The sequence below is a fragment of the Pseudomonas sp. B21-041 genome (assembly GCF_024748675.1).
Taxonomy (GTDB): Bacteria; Pseudomonadota; Gammaproteobacteria; order Pseudomonadales; family Pseudomonadaceae; genus Aquipseudomonas; species Aquipseudomonas neuropathica.
In genome coordinates, this window is sequence record NZ_CP087175.1 from 1,682,054 (window position 1) to 1,702,031 (window position 19,978).

General features: G+C 59.3%; 9 protein-coding genes and 1 pseudogene. 4 read left to right on the top strand and 6 right to left on the bottom strand.

The features are described 5' to 3' along the window. Positions 1-141: 141 nt before the first annotated feature. Positions 142-1,500 (bottom strand): TolC family outer membrane protein, encoded by a 1,359-nt coding sequence (locus LOY43_RS07485; protein WP_095049304.1) that lies wholly within the window; start codon positions 1,498-1,500, stop codon positions 142-144. Between the two features lie 532 nt (positions 1,501-2,032). Here LOY43_RS07485 and LOY43_RS07490 point away from each other — a divergent pair. Beyond that, positions 2,033-10,635 (top strand): annotated as a pseudogene (locus tag LOY43_RS07490) (retention module-containing protein). A 219-nt stretch (positions 10,636-10,854) separates the two neighbouring features. Here LOY43_RS07490 and LOY43_RS07495 read toward each other — a convergent pair. The 5 genes from LOY43_RS07495 to LOY43_RS07515 form a co-directional block, all read right to left on the bottom strand. After that, positions 10,855-11,214 (bottom strand): DUF6124 family protein, encoded by a 360-nt coding sequence (locus tag LOY43_RS07495; RefSeq protein ID WP_220558299.1) that lies wholly within the window; start codon positions 11,212-11,214, stop codon positions 10,855-10,857. A 339-nt stretch (positions 11,215-11,553) separates the two neighbouring features. Then, positions 11,554-12,201 (bottom strand): retron Ec78 anti-phage system effector HNH endonuclease PtuB, encoded by a 648-nt coding sequence (gene ptuB, locus LOY43_RS07500; protein WP_095049307.1) that lies wholly within the window; start codon positions 12,199-12,201, stop codon positions 11,554-11,556. A 13-nt stretch (positions 12,202-12,214) separates the two neighbouring features. Further along, positions 12,215-13,609 carry an AAA family ATPase gene (locus LOY43_RS07505; RefSeq protein WP_095049308.1) on the bottom strand — a complete coding sequence of 465 codons (1,395 nt, stop codon included), beginning with the start codon at positions 13,607-13,609 and terminating at the stop codon, positions 12,215-12,217. A 124-nt stretch (positions 13,610-13,733) separates the two neighbouring features. Next, a complete protein-coding gene (locus LOY43_RS07510; RefSeq protein WP_095049309.1) occupies positions 13,734-14,129 on the bottom strand; it encodes a YbaN family protein in 396 nt (131 codons plus the stop codon). Positions 14,130-14,139: 10 nt separating this feature from the next. After that, the gene (locus LOY43_RS07515) at positions 14,140-14,727 is read right to left on the bottom strand and encodes a YecA family protein (protein WP_016984205.1); all 588 of its coding nucleotides are present in this window, start codon (positions 14,725-14,727) and stop codon (positions 14,140-14,142) included. 377 nt (positions 14,728-15,104) lie between these two features. Between LOY43_RS07515 and recQ the strand changes: the two genes are divergently transcribed. The 3 genes from recQ (at position 15,105) to LOY43_RS07530 (ending at position 19,964) form a co-directional block, all read left to right on the top strand. Continuing rightward, the gene (gene recQ / locus LOY43_RS07520; RefSeq protein WP_093442610.1) at positions 15,105-17,234 is read left to right on the top strand and encodes a DNA helicase RecQ; all 2,130 of its coding nucleotides are present in this window, start codon (positions 15,105-15,107) and stop codon (positions 17,232-17,234) included. Positions 17,235-17,632: 398 nt separating this feature from the next. Then, positions 17,633-18,067 carry a MarR family transcriptional regulator gene (locus tag LOY43_RS07525; protein ID WP_007919713.1) on the top strand — a complete coding sequence of 145 codons (435 nt, stop codon included), beginning with the start codon at positions 17,633-17,635 and terminating at the stop codon, positions 18,065-18,067. A gap of 127 nt (positions 18,068-18,194) precedes the next feature. After that, positions 18,195-19,964 carry a FimV/HubP family polar landmark protein gene (locus LOY43_RS07530; RefSeq protein WP_258709418.1) on the top strand — a complete coding sequence of 590 codons (1,770 nt, stop codon included), beginning with the start codon at positions 18,195-18,197 and terminating at the stop codon, positions 19,962-19,964. The last annotated feature ends 14 nt before the right edge of the window (positions 19,965-19,978 follow it).

Sequence of the window (19,978 nt, forward strand, 5' to 3'; positions counted from 1 at the left end):
GTTACCGCTTCATTGATCGTTCCCACGCTCTGCGTGGGAATGCCTCTAGGGACGCTCTGCGTCGAGTGACGCGGAGCGTCACGGGCTGCATTCCCACGCGGAGCGTGGGAACGATCAGGGCAAAGCTGACTCCTGCGTTGGTTATTTCAGTTCGGGCAGGCGCGCTTCGTTTTTCACTTCGGTCGCGGCGATCGCATCGGCCGGCAGCACCACCCGTTGTTTGCTCAGCAACTGACCCATGTTTGCCAGCACGCGGTACATCGAATATTCCTCGGTGTAGCGGATTTCGGTGTAGCGACGGTTGGCGTTGTAGAGCTCGTTCTCACTGTCGAGCAAGTCGAGCAGGGTGCGTTGGCCCAGGCCGAACTGATCCTGATACGCCGCGCGTACACGTTTGGTGGTTTCCGCGTATTCGCGGGCGGTCGGGGTCTGTTTCTTCGCGTTTTCCATGGCGTTCCACGCCAGGCGAATGTTCTCGTTGAGTTGACGCAGGGCGTTGTTGCGGATGTCCATCGCCTGATTGATCTGGTGCGCATCGGAGGCCAGGCGCGCCTTGTCGCTGCCGCCACGGAACAGGTTGTAGTTCATCACCACACCCACGCGCCATTCGTTGTCGTGGCCTTCATCGCCTTGCACATTGTTGTTCGCGCCGACGGCCGCTTCCGCGTCGAAGCGTGGATAGAAAGGCGACTTGGCGACTTCGTACTGGCTCTCGGCCGATTGCACGTCAGCCTGGGCGGACTTCAGATACGGGTTGTTGTCGACCATGCTCTGCTGGGCTTCACGCAATTCGGTCGGCAGTTCGCCACGGGTTGAGGCCGGGGTTTCCAGCTCATCGGGCATGCGCCCGACCACGCTGTAGAAGTTGGCTTCGGCGTCAGACAGATCGACTTCGGCGGTGTCGAGGTTGTTCTGTGCCAAGGCCTTACGAGCGACCGATTGATCCGAGTCAGCGGTGCTGCCGACGCCACGCTCGGTGCGCAGGCCGATCTGGTCGTTGACGCGCAAGTGCGCCTGCAGGTTATTGCGGGCCAGGGTCACCAGTTCACGACGCTTGAGCACTTCGAGGTAGACCTCAATGGTGCGCAGAGCCAGATCCTGGGCAGTACCTTGCGCGTAGTACGCGCGCGAATTGGACACGCCTTTGGTGCGTTCGACTTCGTTGGCGGTGTTGAAACCGTCGAACAGCATCTGCCGCAGGCGCAGCTCGGACTGGGTGTAATTGAGGATTTCGGTGTGGTGATTACCGAAGGCCCGGGTATTGGTGTTGTCGCTGTAGCCACGGCCATAGGCGGCGTTCAAATCGACGGACGGATAGAAGCCGCCCTTCGCGACTTTGACTTGTTCATCAGCCGACAGGCGCGCGTCCACGCGCGAGGCCAGTTCCGGGTGAGTGGCGATGGTGCTTTGAATGGCCTCGGTGAGGTTCATGGCCTGGGCTTGAGAAGTGCAAGCCATGGCCAGCAAAACCGCGCTGCAGAGGGGGGTTAGAACGCGCATGGGTGCATCTCCCTGAGTCCTGATGGTGTGTCACTGTCGCCAAATATTTGACGATATTTTTAGGTGTAGGCGTTTCACTCTTGTAACAACAGAGCTAAGAACATCCTGAAGCGTAGCTAAGAAAAAATTTTCATAAGGCTTATGCCGAAAAAAACTTATGCGCTTTGTAAAAACCGGCACATTGTTCAGCATGAAAGCCTTTGTTTTATGCGCTTTAGGGAGCGCAAAAAGGCTTGAGGAAAGTTCCACTCACTTTGCGACATACGGCGAAGTAATGCTGAAGGGGAGGGACGCGTAGCGGTTGATGAGCGACATTTTTTTGTCACTCAAGTGATTCACCACCGTTACGTAGCGTTAGTGGGCGTATGGCTTTGATCAGGATGCGGAAGTGTTTGATAGCACTGATGTTTCCGAAAGAGGCCGCCTGCGAAACGAACTGTCGAGGGTGCGAGCGTCCCCTCCGACAACCCGATTGAGCCATGGGCTGCTTCGCTTACCAGTGCCGACGGTGGTCGGCAGCGGAGGATTTCACATGGCAACGCTCATCGGGATAGTCACCAAAGTCATTGGCCAGGTTTTCGCCCAGTCAGCCGACGGCACTAAGCGCGCACTGGTTGAGGGGGATCGCCTGGTAGCAGGTGATCAACTGATTACTGGCGCGGAAGGCGCGGTGGCGGTGAAGCTGGAAAACGGCAAGGAACTGACCCTCGGACGCGGCAGCAGCATGACCATGACCGGTGAACTGCTGGCGGGTCAGGCGGCGCATGTAAATGCCGCTGAGGCAGTGACCCCGAGCGACGCGCAATTGACCGACGTTGAGCAGATCCAGAAAGCCATCGCCGCCGGTGACGACCCGAGCCAAACCGCTGAAGCCACCGCGGCCGGTTCGAATGCCCCGGGCGGCGCACCGGGAGAGGCGGGCGGCGGCCACAGTTTTGTCCTGCTGACGGAAGTTGGCGGACGTGTTGACCCGATCATCGGTTTCCCCACCGCTGGGTTCGGCGGTATTCCCGAATTCCCTGAAGAACGCCATAACGCGGTGATCGACAACGGCGATGACACCCCGGCAGTCGTAGTGCCGCCTCCGGTGAACAATCCGGTGACCCTCACTGGTCTGAACGTGGCTGGCGGCGAGCTGAACGTCAATGAGGCCAATCTGCCCGGCGGTTCTGCGGCCAACCCTGGCGCACTGACGCAAAACGGCAGCTTCACCGTCTCGGCGCCGGACGGTCTGACCAGCCTGAGCATCGGCGGCATCAACGTAATCATCGGCGGTGTGCCGATCGGCTTCCCGCAATCAATCACCACGCAACTGGGCAACACCCTGACCGTCACTGGTTACAACTCGGCGACCGGCGTGGTCAGTTACAGCTACACCCTCAACGGCAATGAAAACCACGCGGCCGGCGATGGCGCGAATAATCTCAGCGAACAGTTCACCGTGATTGCCGGCGACAGCAATGGCGACACCGCGACCGGCACGCTCGACGTTAATATCACCGACGACGTGCCCAAAGCCTTTGATGACAGCAATGGCACGGCGACTGAAACGCAGCTGACACTGACCGGCAACGTGTTGACTAACGATGTGCAGGGGGCTGATCGCGTGCCCACCGGGCCAGTCACCCCAGGCACATTCACTGGCACTTACGGCACCTTGGTGCTGAACGCCGACGGCACGTACACCTACACGCTGAACACCAGCGATGCCGACTTCAAGAACCTGCACGGCGGCGGCAATGGCACGGAAACCTTCGCCTACACCATCACCGATTCCGACGGTGATACCAGCACCGCCAACCTCGTCCTGCAGATCCACAACAATGATGATCCGGTGGTTATCAATGGCTTGAATGTCGAAGGCGGCGAGCTGACGGTTTACGAGAAAAACCTCAGTGACGGCAGTGCACCGGACGCCACCGCACTGACCCAGAACGGTACCTTCACCATCACTGCACTCGATGGCGTGACGAGCCTGACTGTCGGCGGCATTGCCGTCGTCACCAACGGTGTAGCGGCAGGTTTCCCGCAATCAATCACCACACCCTTGGGCAGCACGCTGACGATTACCGGGTTCAATGCCGCAACGGGCGCGGTCAGTTACAGCTACACCCTGGTCGACAACGAGGCGCATCCAACCGCCAACGGCGCAAACAATCTGCCTGAGCAGTTCGCCGTCACGGTGATCGACGATAACGGCACCACCGCCAATGGCACGCTGGACGTGAACATCGTCGACGATGTTCCCCAAGCGGTTGACGACACCAATGGCACCGCTTCGGAAACCCTGCTGACCCTGACCGGCAACGTCCTGACCAACGATGTGCAAGGCGCCGACCGCGTGTCCACCGGACCGGTTACCCCGGGCACTTTCACCGGGACTTACGGCACCTTGGTACTGAATGCCAACGGCACGTACACCTATACGCTGAACACCAGCGACGCGGACTTCAAAAATCTGCACGGCGGCGGCAACGGCACAGAGACCTTCGCCTACACCATCACCGATGCAGACGGCGATACCAGCACCGCCAACCTCGTTCTGCAGATCCACAACAATGACGATCCGGTGATCATCAACGGCCTCGACGTGAATGGCGGTGAACTCACCGTCTACGAGAAAAACCTCACTGACGGCAGCGCACCGGATTCCACCGCGTTGACCCAAAGCGGCACGTTCACCATCACCGCACTCGACGGCGTGACGACCCTGACTGTCGGTGGCATCGCCGTGGTCACCAATGGTGTAGTCGCAGGCTTTCCGCAATCCGTGACCACGCCATTGGGCAGCACACTGACCATCACCGGTTTCAACGCCACCACCGGCGTGGTCAGCTACAGCTACACCCTGGTCGACAACGAAGCGCATCCAATCGCCAATGGCGCAAATAACCTGCCTGAGCAGTTCGCCGTTACCGTGGTGGATGACAACGGCACCACCGCCAATGCCACCCTCGACGTAAACATCGTCGATGATCTGCCCAAAGCCGTGGATGACAGCAACGCAGGCACCGCGTCGGAAACTCTGCTGACCCTGACCGGCAACGTGCTGACCAACGATGTGCAAGGTGCTGACCGCGTACCCACCGGACCAGTGACCCCGGGGACATTCACCGGCACTTACGGCACCTTGGTTTTGAACGCCGACGGCACGTACACCTACACTCTCAATACCAGCGATGCCGATTTCAAAAATCTGCACGGCGGCGGCAATGGCACAGAGACCTTCGCCTACACCATCACCGACGCAGACGGCGACACCAGCACCGCCAACCTCGTTTTGCAAATCCACAATAACGACGATCCGGTGATCATCAACGGCCTCGACGTCAACGGCGGCGAACTCAGCGTTTACGAGAAAAATCTCAGCGACGGCAGTGCACCGGATTCCACTGCGCTGACCCAGAGCGGCACGTTCACCATCACCGCACTCGATGGCGTGACGACCCTGACTGTCGGTGGCATCGCCGTCGTCACCAACGGTGTAGCCGCAGGTTTCCCACAATCGGTGACCACTCCGTTGGGCAGCACACTGACCATCACCGGTTTCAACGCGGCTACCGGCGTGGTCAGCTACAGCTACACCTTGGTCGACAACGAAGCCCACCCAACCGCCAACGGCGCGAACAATCTGCCTGAGCAGTTCGCCGTTACCGTGGTCGATGACAACGGCACCACTGCCAACGCCACACTCGACGTGAACATCGTCGATGACTTGCCGAAAGCCGTGGATGACAGCAACGCCGGCACCGCGTCGGAAACCTTGCTGACTCTGACCGGCAACGTCCTGACCAACGATGTGCAAGGCGCCGATCGTGTACCGACCGGGCCGGTAACCCCGGGCACTTTCACCGGGACCTACGGCACCTTGGTGCTCAACGCCAACGGCACGTACACCTACACGCTGAACACCAACGATGCCGATTTCAAAAACCTGCACGGCGGTGGCAACGGCACGGAAACCTTCGCTTACACCATTACCGATGCCGACGGCGATACCAGCACCGCGAACCTGGTGCTGAACATCCACAACAATGACGATCAGGTCTACCTCAACGGCCTCGACGTCAACGGCGGCGAACTCACCGTCTACGAGAAAAATCTCAGTGACGGCACCAGCCCCGACACTCCCGCGTTGACCCAGAGCGGCACCTTCACCGTCACCGCCCTCGACGGTCTGCAAACCCTGACTGTGGGCGGCATCAACGTGGTCACCGGTGGCGTAGCCGCAGGCTTCCCGCAATCGATCGTCACGCCGCTCGGCAGCACGTTGACCATCACCGGTTACAACCCGGCCACCGGCGTGGTGAGTTACAGCTATACCTTGGTCGACAACGAAACCCATCCGAATGCCAACGGTGCCAACAGCATCACCGAGAACTTCAATGTCGTTGCCAGCGACACCGATGGCAGCACGGCCACCGGCCAGATCAACGTCAATATCGTCGATGATTTGCCCAGCGCCCATCCTGATGCGGCGTCGGTGGCGGAGGGCGGCACGGTCAGCGGCAATGTTCTGAACAATGACATCGGCGGCGCCGACGGCCCGGCGGTGACTGGTGCAGTGGTCGGCGTGCGTGCAGGCGCCGACACCTCGACTTCGGCCATCGGCGGCCTCAACAGCAACATCAACGGCACCTACGGCTACCTGACCCTGGACGCCAACGGCAACGCGGTCTACCACAGCAATCCGAATACGGTGAACGGGCCGGGCGCAATGGATGTGTTCACCTACACCGTGCGCGATTCCGACGGTGATGAAAGCACCACCACCATCACCATCGATGTCGCCAACAGCAAACTGTGCGCGACCAGCGACACCGACGTCTCCGTCTACGAGAAAGCACTGGACCTGACCAAGGACGGCGCGGATCTGGCTCCCGGGACAGTCACTGGCAGCGACCCGACCAGCACCGGCGAAACCGCGTCCGGCACACTGGTCGGCTCGGTCACCGGGGCGGTCGGCGCGATCAGCTATGCGCTGGTCGGCAGCGCCACCGGCAATTACGGGCAGATCGTCCTCAACCCCAACGGCACGTACACCTACACCCTGACATCGCCGGCGAGCACCACGCCGCATGCCGACGACGGCGCCAACACCCTGAGCGAAACCTTCACCTATCAGGCCACTGATTCACTGGGCAACATCGTCACCAGCACCATTGTTGTCAGCATCGTCGATGACGTGCCGAAAGCGGTGAACGACAGCAACGCCAACAGCGCCTCGGAAACCCAGCTGACCCTGACCGGCAATGTGCTGACCAACGATGTGCAAGGCGCCGATGTGGTCGCGACCGGACCGAATGCCGGGCCGATCACCGCCGGCACGTTCACCGGCACTTACGGCACGCTGTTGCTCAACGCCAACGGCACGTACACCTACACGCTGAACCCCAACGATGCCGACTTCAAAAACCTGCACGGCGGCGGTAACGGCAGCGAGACGTTCACCTACACCCTGACCGATGCCGACGGCGACACCAGTACCGCCAACCTGGTGCTGAACATCCACAACAACGACGATCCGGTGCTGCTCAACGGCCTTGACGTAAATGGCGGCGAACTCACCGTTTACGAGAAAAACCTCAGCGACGGCACCAGCCCCGACATCCCGGCACTGACACAGAGCGGCACCTTTACCGTCACCGCGCTCGATGGCTTGCAAACCCTCACCGTTGGGGGCATTGCCGTGGTCACCAATGGTGTCGCCGCAGGCTTCCCGCAATCCGTCGTCTCGCCGCTGGGCAGCACCTTCACCGTCACCGGTTACAACCCAGCGACCGGTGTTGTGAGTTACAGCTACACCTTGGTCGACAACGAAACCCACCCGAATGCCAACGGTGCCAACAGCCTCACCGAGAACTTCAACGTGGTGGCGACGGACACCGATGGCAGCACTGCCAATGGTCAGATCAACGTCAATATCATCGATGATCTGCCGACCGCCAAACCCGACACCGGCTCGGTGGCCGAGGGCGGAACGGTCAATGTCAGTGTGCTCGGCAATGACATCAGCGGTGCCGATGGCGCCGCCACTGTGGTCGGCGTGCGCGCCGGCAGCAACACCGGCACTTCGGCCATCGGCGGCCTCAACAGCAACATCAATGGCAACTTCGGTTACCTGACCCTCGATGCGGCGGGCAACGCCGTCTATCACAGCAACCCGAACTCGGTGAGTCCACCGGGCGCCACCGACACCTTCACCTACACCGTCCGCGACAGCGACGGCGATGAAAGCACCACGACCATCACCATCAACGTCGCCGACAGCAAACTGGTGGCCTCGGTCGATCAGGACGTCACGGTCTATGAGAAAGCTCTCGATCTGAGCAAGGACGGTCAGGATCTGGCCGCCGGCACGGTGACTGGAAGCGATCCCACCAACACTGGTGAAACCGCCACCGGCACGCTGGTCGGGGCGGTTACCGGCGGCACCGGCGCGATCACCTACACCCTGGTCGGCAGCGCAACCGGCAGCTACGGGCAGATCCAGCTCAACGCCGACGGCACTTACACCTACACGCTGACATCGGCGCCGAAAACCTCGCCGAGCGCCAACGACGGGGCGAACACTCTCAGCGAAAGCTTCACCTACAAAGCCACCGATGCACTGGGCAACAGCACCACCAGCACCCTTGTGGTGAACATCGTCGATGACGTACCAAAAGCCGTGGCCTCGGATCGTTCGGTGGCGGCAGTGGAGATCGATTCGAACCTGCTCATCGTTCTCGACATCTCCGGCAGTATGGCTGACGCCTCCGGTGTGCCGGGCCTGTCGCGACTGGCGCTGGCCAAGCAGGCAATCAGTGCCTTGCTCGACAAGTACGACGACCTCGGCGACGTCAAAGTCCAGCTCGTCACCTTCAGCAGCAACGCCACCGACCGAACCTCGGTATGGGTCGATGTGGCGACCGCGAAGACGATTCTCGCCGGCCTGACGGCGGGTGGCGGCACCAACTACGACGCCGCGGTGGCGGTCATGCAAACCGCGTTCAATACCTCGGGCAAACTCACCGGGGCACAGAACGTCGGTTACTTCTTCTCCGACGGCAAACCCAACGAAGGCGACATCAACGCCGCTGACGAAGCCGCGCTGAAAAACTTCCTCGATGCCAACAACATCAAGAACTACGCGATCGGCCTCGGCAGCGGCGTGAGCAACGCCAACCTCGACCCGCTGGCCTATGACGGCATCAGTCACACCAACACCAATGCGGTGGTGGTCACCGATCTCAACCAGCTCAATTCGGTACTGTCGGGCACCGTACAGGGCGCGCCGGTCACCGGTTCGTTACTGGGCGAGGGCGGCACCTTCGGCGCCGATGGCGGCTTCATCAAATCCATCGTGGTTGACGGCACCACTTACACCTACGATCCGAAAGCTCTCAGCGGCCAAGGCTCGCTGACGCCAAGCGGCGGCACCAATCACGGGACGTTCAACACCGTGAACAACACGCTGAGCATCGCCACCAATAACGGCGGCACACTGCTGATCAACCTCGATACCGGCGACTACACCTACACCTCGCAGAAAACCACCGCTGTGGTCATCACCGAGAACATCGGCTTTACCGTCAGCGACAACGACGGCGATCTCGCCAGTTCGACGCTGACCGTGAAAGTCATCCCCAACGCGCCGCCGGTGGCGGTGGACGACCACGTCATCACCAACGTGCTGTCGGGCAACATTGTGGTGCCGGGCGAACTGCTGCTGGCCAATGACACCGATCCGAACGGCGATACGCTCAATGCCACGCCCACCAGTTTCAACACCGGCTGGGTCTCGAAAGCGGCGGACTTCACCGGCACCGGGGCGATCAACTTCACCGGCACCAACGTCAACACCGCCGCCAACCAGAACCTGGCCAACGTGCGTAATTCGTTCAGTGCCAACGCCGCGACCATGACTGCCGTACTGGTGGTCAGTGGCTATCTCGGTGCGGTGACCAACAGCAACGCCAACGATGAAGACCGCATCACCGTCAACCTGCGCCAGGGCGAAACCCTCAACCTCGATCACAACCTGGCGGCCGGTCACGTCACCATGGAGTACTCGATCAACGGTGGCGCCTACACAACCCTGGCGGACGGGCAAACCCTCACCGCGTCGGCCGATGGCGTCTATCAGATCCACATCACCAACATCGCCAATCCCAGCGGCGGCGGTAACCCCAACGCGGCGGAAAACTATCAGCTGACCATGACCCTCAACTACGCCGGGGCGCATGACATTACCCCGGACTTCCACGGCAGCTACACCGCCAACGACAACCACGGCGGCAGCGACACGGCCAACGTGAGCATCAGCTATCAGGACGGCCACACCCTCACCGGTACCTCGGGGATGACGTGCTGGTGGCCGGCAGCGGCGACAACATCATCAACGCCGGCGACGGCAACGATGTGCTCACCGCCGGTTCCGGCAACAACGAACTGCACGGCGGCGCCGGCAACGACTTGCTCTACAGCGGCCCGGGCAATGATCTGCTCGACGGCGGCACGGGCAGCGACACCGCCAGTTATGCCCATGCCACGGCCGGGGTCACGGTCAACCTCGGCCTGCTCGGTGCGCAAAACACCCTCGGCGCCGGCACCGACACCCTGACCGGGATCGAGAACCTCGTCGGCTCGAACTTCAACGACACCCTGACCGGCGACAACAATAACAACGTGATCAACGGCGGCCTGGGTAACGACATCCTCAACGGTGGTGGCGGTGATGACCTGCTGATCGGCGGCCTGGGCAACAACACGATGACGGGCGGGGCAGGGGCCGACACCTTCCAGTGGCTCAAGGGCAACAGCGGCCACGACCTCATCACCGACTTCACCCCCGGCACTGACAAGCTCGATTTGTCACAACTGCTGCAAGGTGAAAACGGCACCACCGCCTCACTGGATGACTACCTGCACTTCACCGTCACCGGCAGCGGCGCCTCGGTGCTCACCAGCATCGACGTCAGCGCCATGGCCGGTGCAACGCCGAACCAGACCATTGACCTGGCCGGCGTCAATCTGGCCAGCCACTACGGCGTCACGCCGGGCGCGGGCGGGGTGGTGGCCGGCGGGCATGACACGGCGACGATCATCAGCGGCATGCTGAATGATCATTCGTTGAAGGTGGATACGGTGTAAGCGGCTTTTGATTCGGGCCTGAAACGAAAAAACCCGCCGTCCCGGTTGATGGGGCGGCGGGTTTTTTCTGTCTGATGGTATGGCGTTGCTCATTCGTGATCGTTCCCACGCTCTGCGTGGGAATGCAGCCCAGGACGCTCCGCGTCCCCTCCAGAGCCGAACGCAGAGCGTCCGAAGAGGCATTCCCACGCAGAGCTTGGGAACGATCGGTTGTCTGGCCTACTGCGGCAACTCCAGATTATCCATCACCCGATTCACCGCCAGCTCCCCGAGCATGATCAATTGCGCGATCCCCAACAGCGTCCTGCGCTGCGACGCGGGTATGAGGTGGGCGAAGTCATGGGCGATGGTTCTGGCTGAGGCGAGTGTTTCGCTGGCATCGGCCAGCAGTTCTTCATTTTTGAAGTCTGCGGTCACGGCGTACATCCGGCGGGTTTTTCGGGGCGGAGGGGGGGAGCCGGGTGGGCAGAGGTAATGATCGAGGGCGCGTTCGGCGGCGTCGTTGAGCTTTTTTGAATCGAGGGATTCGTAGGGTGAGGCGAGATCGGTTTCGGGCGGGTTGGGTGTTGGTTTGATCATGGTGAAGCTCCTACAGGTGAGGCCACCAAAACCTGTCGCTAAACAAGAAAGGGTGGCGGCTGGACGCAGGTTAGCGAACCGGGTGTAGGCGCCCGGCAGACCCGAAGGTCTCCCACGCACAGCCGCCATGACATCAACTGCAGACAGATCGTTTGCAATGAGTTTTGGAGCGCTGGTGCGCCTACACAGATTCGGGTCGCTAAACCCGATCGCTGAATGAGTCAGCGACCGACCAACAATAGATCCCGTCCCCAAGGCGCACAAGCCGGCGGATTCTGGCGTAGCTGTAGGCAAAGGCGCAAGGATGTGTAGCCTGGAAGGCGTGTCTGAAGGTGTCTCTTAAACAGCCTGAGATTTCGACAAAGTGTGTCGGATAGCTGTAGAGAATGGAAGATGTGCGGTGTTCTGAATTTCGCCTTCCAGAAACGCTAGAAAGTCGTCCGGCGAAAAATCATCGGCTATAGCCATCAGCTCCTGGACAGTCTGCAGATGCGGGCGAATAGCCTCTCGTCTTATGGCACGCAGGGCGCCGTTTTGTGCGTCAAGATTGAATAAACGCAACGTCTCGACGGCACGTGTCCGTGCTCGAACATCGAGGTTGGCGAGAGGGCTGATTGTGCCGTCGCTGACAAAAAGTAAATAGCTATCCGGATCATCTTCGTCAGGTTTGAGCAGGTCTCTGTGATCATAGGGAGGGCAATTGTCTTTGAATTTTCCGCAGGCTTCCTCCCTACAACATGAGTGGAATAGATTGGTCCATTCGAAGGTGCCCTGCGGATAACTGCGTCTTTGTCGAAAGTGCTCGATATGCGAAAGTCTTGGCACGCTGATATCCGCTTCACAGTAGGCGCAACGAGTATCTTGCATCGCTTGAAGGCACTGGCGGATTTGGTCTCTATCTGCGTGTGTCACATCAACCCATTGATGTAATCCATGCCTATATCCAGCAAGACAGTTTGGAGTCGCAGTTCGAATCAGTTTTCGCATTCGCCCGACTTCCTTATTTTTGTTGTGTCAGTTGTTTGCGTTTGAATGTTTCGAGGCGAATCAACCGATCACAATCAAGCATGACGGGGTGTTGTGTCTCAAAGTGCGTGTCCAGATATTTTCGCAATGATAGTCCTTGGTCCGACTCATGCTGATCTTGCTGAATCAAGGCTATATATTCGCTCAATTTGCGAGAGGGTTCATTGTCTGGTGTGGGGTCAATACCCATGATGTATGCCAGAACCTGAGAGCTGGTGACTCCCTGAGTTTGTTGATCGACATTACTTATTCTAACGTGGCGGCAATTGTCGTCAGTCACTGTGTGCAGCACACGGATACACGTTGCCTGAACGGAGGTAATTACTTGCGGGCTATGTGTGGTGACGACGAACTGGATGTTCGGAAAGGCGCCGAGCAGATCGGGTATGACCGTTTGCTGCCAAGCAGGATGAAGGTGCATATCGACTTCATCGATCAGCACCACTCCCGTGCATTGGCGTGGCGCGGTGCTGCCGAAGTGAGGATTCAGTTTTACGCAGCGATAGGCAATATCGGCTGCCAAGGCAACTATGTTGCGAATACCGTCGCTGAGTTGGCTGACTTTCAGCACGCCATGTATTGGATGCTCCAACACCAGATCTGCGAATTCACTACTGTAGGCAAGGTTTCTCCATCCAGTTTGTGATTCAAGCATTGAGTTGACTGTGTTCTGAACTGCTTTGACTGGATTCAAAAACTCGTCTTTAACATCGAACGTTGTTTTTCCTCGTTCAAGACTGCGAATTTGCTCTTCACGATAGGTACGAAAAATTCGTGTGTACCATTTGCTGAACTGCTTGTAGTTGGAGGCAGGGTCAAGGCTGTCCCGATAACCATAGGTTCTGGAAAGTTCGGCGTTATCGATGGGTTCAGAGGTAGGCGTGTTATCCCTCCATAGGCGACTCGTACCGTAATAGGCCAGCACAGGTAGATCGATCGGTTTGGTAACGTCCATTAATACGTTATGAAAGATCCAGCCTTGCAAATCACGAGCTTTGTTCTCCAAAGCCCTTGCACCTTGGTCGCTGCGGGTTTTCGTTCCTTTGCGAATACTGATTCGACTGCGTGACCAGGAAATGTCAGCACTCTGAAAATCAGCATGAGCCGTCAGGCGAGCTGGAAGAGAAGGTTCCATTTGATGCGCCTCGACGGGGCGTAAAAAAACATCGTCAGGCTGAATGCCCGTCAAGGGAGCGTTACCCAAATCAAATCCGCGAACAAAGGGCCACAAGGCCACTTTGATAGCGTCCAGCAAACTTGTCTTGCCCTGACCGTTGCGCGCAACCAGCAGCGTCAGCTGTTCATTGAGTTCCAGTGTCAGCGCGGGGAAGCAGCGGTAGTTTTCCAGATCGAGCCTGATCAGTTTCAAAGACTTTCCTCCATGTGAACCGATTCCAGGCTACGGCAGTGGCTATATTGGCGGGGACCGATGTGGTGCAAATTCTACTGTGAATGAATACAGGTGAATACATGCTCACTGCTAACGGTGTGTTTCAGGATTTGGGTAGTGTCTTCTGCCGCAAAATATAAACCGTCACCAACACCGCGCTCGTCAACATGAACCCCCGCGCCCACGGCAACGGCACCAGGTAGCAGGAAAACAGAATGCTCGCCCACATCAGCCCGATCGCGTAGACCTTGCCCTTGAGCGGAATGCCGTTGCCATCGAGATAATCGCGGATCCACGGGCCGAGTCGGGGATGCTCGACCAGCCATTGATAGAAACGCGCAGAGCTGCGCGCGAAGCACGCCGCGGCGAGCAGAAGGAAAGGGGTAGTGGGCAGGACGGGCAGGAAAATCCCGATCACCCCCAATGCCACGCTGAGCCAGCCGATGGCCAGCAGGAAGTAGCGCAACATCAGGGGGCGGTTGCCTATGGGGTTGTCCATAGGCCGGATCTTAGTGGTGACGTGGCTTGAGGATCGCCGGTTTTTCGTCTGGCGCTTGGCACAGCAGGTACAGCGCGGTCAGGGCTTCCGGGATCTGCACGATCATGTCGTCCATCAGGTTGGCGTCTTTGGCGATGTCTTCGAATTCCGGCTGTTCGTCGAACAGGCCCGAACCGACCATGATCGGCAGGAGCATTTCGCTGACTTCTTCTTCGGCGGTTTCGAACCAGGCCGCTTCACGCAGGAACACGCCTTCCATGAAACCGATGCACCAGCCGCGCAGTTCGGAATCATCAGGCTCGTCGCCCAGGTCCAGTTCGCATGGCAGTTCGAACTCTTCATCCGAGGCCAGTTGACGGGCGATGTGTGCCTTGAGGCCGATCAGGGTGGCTTCGATCTCTTCGCGCTGGGCGTCGCTGCTGTAATGCGGCTCTTCGGCGAACAGGGCGTCGATCCACTCACGCTCCGGTACGTCTTCAGCGCAGATCGACAGCGCGGTCAGGTAGCCGTGAGCGGCCACGTAATCCAGCGCCTCGTCATGCAGCTCGTCGGCGTCGAGGAAAACTTGCAGGCGGGTCAGTTGCTCAGCGAAGGACATTACGGGGCTACCTTGGGGAATAAACAATGCGGGAATTCTAGGCCTTCTTGCGCGCTCAAGCCAGCCGCATGGCAGATTTGACCTGTCATACCCTGCATACACCCTGTAGGAGCTGCCGAAGGCTGCGATCTTTTGATTTGCTTTTAATAAAGACATGATCAAAAGATCGCAGCCTTCGGCAGCTCCTACACAGGTATCAGCGATTGTATCGACGGGTGTCGCCCTGTGCAGGGGAGGGCTCGGGTATACTGCCGCGTTTTGCGATCCCTGCCCGCATTGCGGTTGTCGTGCAATGCGCTCTTACGTTTTGTTTAAGCAGCTCCGGCTGTTCTGAACCAGCCTGCGCAGGGATGTATCGGTAGATTTTTGGAGTTTTTATGCTCGAACAGGCTCAACGCGTCCTCAAGGACATCTTCGGCTACGACAGTTTCCGTGGCCGTCAGGGTGCAATCATTGAGCGCGTGGCCAGTGGCGGTGATGCGCTGGTGCTGATGCCTACCGGTGGCGGCAAGTCCCTGTGCTTTCAGGTGCCGGCGCTGTTGCGCGATGGCCTGGCGGTGGTGGTGTCGCCGCTGATTGCGCTGATGGACGATCAGGTCGCCACCCTCGAAGAGCTCGGTGTGGCCGCCGCCGCGCTGAACTCCACCCTGAGCGCTGAACAGCAGCGTGACCTCGCAGCGCGGATCAAGCGCGGCGAAGTGAAGATGTTGTATCTGGCGCCCGAGCGTCTGGTGCAGCCGCGCATGCTGTCGTTCCTGCAAGGCTTGAACATTGCGTTGTTCGCCATTGACGAAGCGCACTGCGTGTCGCAATGGGGTCACGATTTCCGTCCGGAATACCTGCAGTTGGGCCAGTTGGCCGAGATGTTTCCCGACGTACCGCGCATCGCCCTGACCGCCACCGCCGACAAGCGTACCCGCGAAGAAATCGTCACGCGCCTGCATCTGCAGAATGCCGAACGCTTCCTGTCGAGCTTCGACCGCCCGAACATCTTTTACCGCATCGTGCCCAAAGAGCAGCCACGCAAGCAGTTGCTGGCGTTCCTCGCTGAGCGGCGCAGCGATGCCGGCATTGTCTATTGCCTGTCGCGCAAGAAAGTCGAGGAAGTCGCGGCATTCCTCAGCGAGCAGGGCTTCCCGGCGTTGCCGTATCACGCTGGTCTGCCCAATGATCTGCGCGCCTTCAATCAGAAACGCTTCCTCAACGAGGAAGGCTTGATCATGGTCGCTACCGTGGCGTTCGGCATGGGCATCGACAAGCCCAACGTGCGTTTCGTCGCCCACCTCGACTTGCCGAAATCCCTTGAGGCGTATTACCAGGAAACCGGGCGCGGCGGTCGTGACGGTCTGCCGGCAGATGCCTGGATGGCCTACGGTCTGCAAGACGTGGTGATGCTCAAGCAGATGCTGCAGAACTCCGAAGGCGACGAGCGGCACAAGCGTCTGGAGCAACACAAGCTCGACGCCATGCTGTCGCTTTGTGAAGAGACCCGCTGCCGTCGTCAGACCCTGCTGGCGTACTTCGATGAAGACATGCCCGAGCCGTGTGGCCATTGCGACAACTGTGTCGACGGCGTGCAGACCTGGGACGCCACCGAGCCTGCACGTCAGGCCTTGTCGGCGATTTTCCGTACCGGCCAGCGTTATGGCGTAGGTCATCTGGTTGATGTGCTGTTGGGCAAGGACAACGAAAAAATCCGCAGTTTCGGCCATCAGCATCTGTCGGTGTGGGGCGTCGGCAAGGCGTTGAGCGAGAGCGAGTGGCGCTCGCTGTTCCGTCAATTGGTGGCGCGCGGTCTGGCGGATGTCGATCACGAAGGTTATGGCGGTCTGCGTTTGAATGACAGTTGCCGGCCATTGCTCAAGGGCGAGGTCACGCTGGAGCTGCGCCGCGACCTCAAACCGCAGGTTACGGCCAAAACCGCCAGCAAGAGCCCAGCCAGCCAACTGGTGCGCGGCGAAGAGCGCGAACAGTGGGAAGCCTTGCGCGCCCTGCGGCGCAAGTTGGCCGAAGAGCATGGCGTGCCGCCGTACGTTATCTTCCCCGATTCCACGTTGTTGGAAATGCTCCGCAGCCAGCCGACCTCGCTGGCGGAAATGGCCCGGGTCAGCGGTGTCGGCGCACGCAAGCTGGAGCGCTACGGTGATGCCTTCCTCGAAGTGCTCGGTGGCGAGGCCGAGGCGCCAAAAGCGGTGGCCGATGTGCGCCACGAATTGATCACCCTGGCCCGCGCCGGCATGACGCCGCTGCAGATCGCCGGGCAGTTGCAGTGCTCGGAAAAAAATGTGTACACGATGCTCGCTGAGGCCATTGGCAAGCAGCAGTTGTCGCTCGAGCAAGCGCTGGACTTGCCGGAAGAGTTGATGGGCGAAGTGCAGGACGCGTTCCTTGATGGCGAGGGCGAGTTGCCATCGGTCGCTGAGGTTGCGGAGCTGTTTGCCGGACGTGTGCCGGAAGGCGTGCTTTACTGCGTGAGGGCTGCGTTGCAGTCGGAATTCGAGATGTGAAATTCGGTCTCGACCCTCACCCCAGCCCTCTCCCAGAGGGAGAGGGGGCCGACCGAGGCGTCTGAGGTTTGACATCGACCTGAAAGAACCAGTCGATTATGGATTCGGTAAAGCAGGATCAGGTCGGCGTAACCCTGAACCATCCCCCATTCAGTCCCCTCTCCCTCTGGGAGAGGGCTAGGGTGAGGGCCGTCCAATTCCGGATTCAGCAAAGCATTCCCAAGTCGCTGAATATCTAAAGCATCCCCCCATTCAGTCCCCTCTCCCTTTGGGAGAGGGTTAGGGAGCCTCAAGATGTAACGATTCAGTACAGACCGCCACTTGCCTATAACTGCAGCTCATGCTTAGCTGGCTAATAATTAGATTTTCTTTATTTTCAGTCTAACCGTGAGTGTTTTATGCCGTTAACCGATCAACACCGCTTTGGCATGCAACTGGCCCAGATGTCCCGTGGCTGGCGTGCCGAACTGGACCGCCGACTGGCCGGGCTGGGTCTGTCCCAGGCGCGCTGGCTGGTGCTGCTGCATCTGGCGCGTTTTGAAGAAGCGCCGACCCAACGCGAGCTGGCGCAGAGCGTTGGCGTCGAAGGGCCGACCCTCGCACGCTTGCTCGACAGTCTGGAAAGCCAGGGCCTGGTGCAACGCCAGTCCGTGATGGAAGACCGCCGGGCGAAAAAAATCGTCCTCTGCGCACCGGCCCTGCCGCTGATCGAACAAATCGAAACCATTGCCACACAACTGCGACACGAGTTGTTCGAAGGCGTCGACGAGGCGGATTTGAAAGTGTGCATGCGGGTTCATGGGCACATTTTGGCCAACCTGGAAAAATCTTGAGGCACATCCACGTGCCGTATCTTTGAGAGATCGCGCTGAGCCGACTATAAGAACTACTGGGCAATATCGTGTTCGTACCGGATGTGCGAACGCATAGAAGTCGGTTTTGCTTATTTAAGGGATGCTCATGCTCGCAAGTCGGCACGTGGTACTGCGCGGTGGCGCCAAATGGCTGCTGGCCGCTGGCGTATTCAGCTATTCGGCCTGGTCGATGGCTGTGGGGCTAGGTGATATCACCGTTCATTCAGGCCTCAATCAGCCGCTCAAGGCCGATATCGCGTTGGTCGATGTCGGCGGGCTGACGCAAAACGATCTGACGGTGCGCTTGGCCACGGCGGATGAATTCGCCGAGGCCGGGGTTGAGCGGGTGTTCTTCCTCAACGACCTCAAGTTCATCCCGATCCTGCATGGCAATCGCCAGATGATCCGGGTCACGTCAAGCAAACCAGTCAACGAACCCTTTCTGAATTTCCTTGTGCAGCTCAATCAGCCCAATGGCCGTTTGCTGCGTGAGTACACGGTGTTGATCGACCCTCCGGGGTCGCCGGGTATCGTGCCGGCCACCGATGAACCGGATCCGCGTGCACAATCTTCCGCGTTTCCCAGCGTCGAGCCTGTTGTCGCAGCGCCGCAGGCACCTCAGGCCAAACGCGATGCCGTGCCCGCGCCAACGCCTGCAAATCCGCCGGCCAACGATGCACTCGCCGAGCAACTGGCTGCCAGTGCGTTGCTGAATCAGCAATTGCAAAAGAGCGTCGATGAGCTGAACGCCAAACTGCAGACGCAGGATGTGCAGATTGCCGCTGGCAAGAAGCAGATTACTGAGCTGCAAACGCAATTGATCGAACTCAGGAAAGCACCGCCACCTACCGAAGTCGCTCCGGCACCTGCCCCGGTTGTGGCACCTGTTGAGTCCACAGATGACGGTTTGAACTGGCCATTGTTCGCGGGCCTGTTGCTGTTGTTGGGGGCCTTGGCCGGGCTGTTTGTGCACCGTCGACGGCAACAGTCGCAACAGGCTGATCGACCGCTGCCGCAGTTGCCGCAGAGCGAGGAACCTGAGGTAGATGAAGTCGAAAACGCAGAGTCTGTCAGGGCTCACACCTCAACCCAACACCGTGAAGAACCGGCAGCGGGCGATGTGCTGGAGGCGGTAGGAATCTATCTGGCCTACGGCCGCTTGGGCGAAGCTGCTGGGTTATTGCGCGACGCTTTGCACAAAGAGCCGGAGCGCACCGATATCGGTTTGCAGTTGCTCGAAGTCTTGGGGCGTCAGGGTGACAGCGCCGTGTATGAACAGCAGGAAAGTCAGTTGCGTGAACAGGGTGTGGATGCCCAGACGTTACAGGATGTTCGTGTTCGACATCCGAAACTGGCGGGTGCCGAACCGTTGGCCGCGGTGGCGCCCATCATTGCGGTGGCGCCTGCTGTCACTGCCCAACCGGCGCCTGAAGATGATTTCGAGTTGAATCTGGGCGAGCTGTCGATGGATTCCAGTTGGGATTTGGAAGACAGCCGCACGGCCACTACTGAGCAAGCGGCAGACACCTCGGCGCTGGGCTCCAGCCTGAAAATACTGCCTCAGGATTTTGAACTGCCGGAAGCGGCCGGCGAGGACGCTGAACTTGAGTGGATCCCTGAGCCGCACGCCGAGCCGCTGGATGAAGATTTTCTCAATGAGTTTGCCGATGCCGAGCCGTCTCTGGTGTTGCAACCGTTGGACTTGCAGGCACCTGAGCCGCTACACGACGAAAACTCCGGAAAACTCGAACAGGCGCAGACCTGCATTGATGACGGTGATATCGACAGTGCGATTGCGTTGCTCAATGAGCTGCTCAAAGAGGGCGATGAACCTTTGAAGCAAACGGCGCGGACGTTGCTGGCGGGGATTCGCTAATACCCGATTGATTT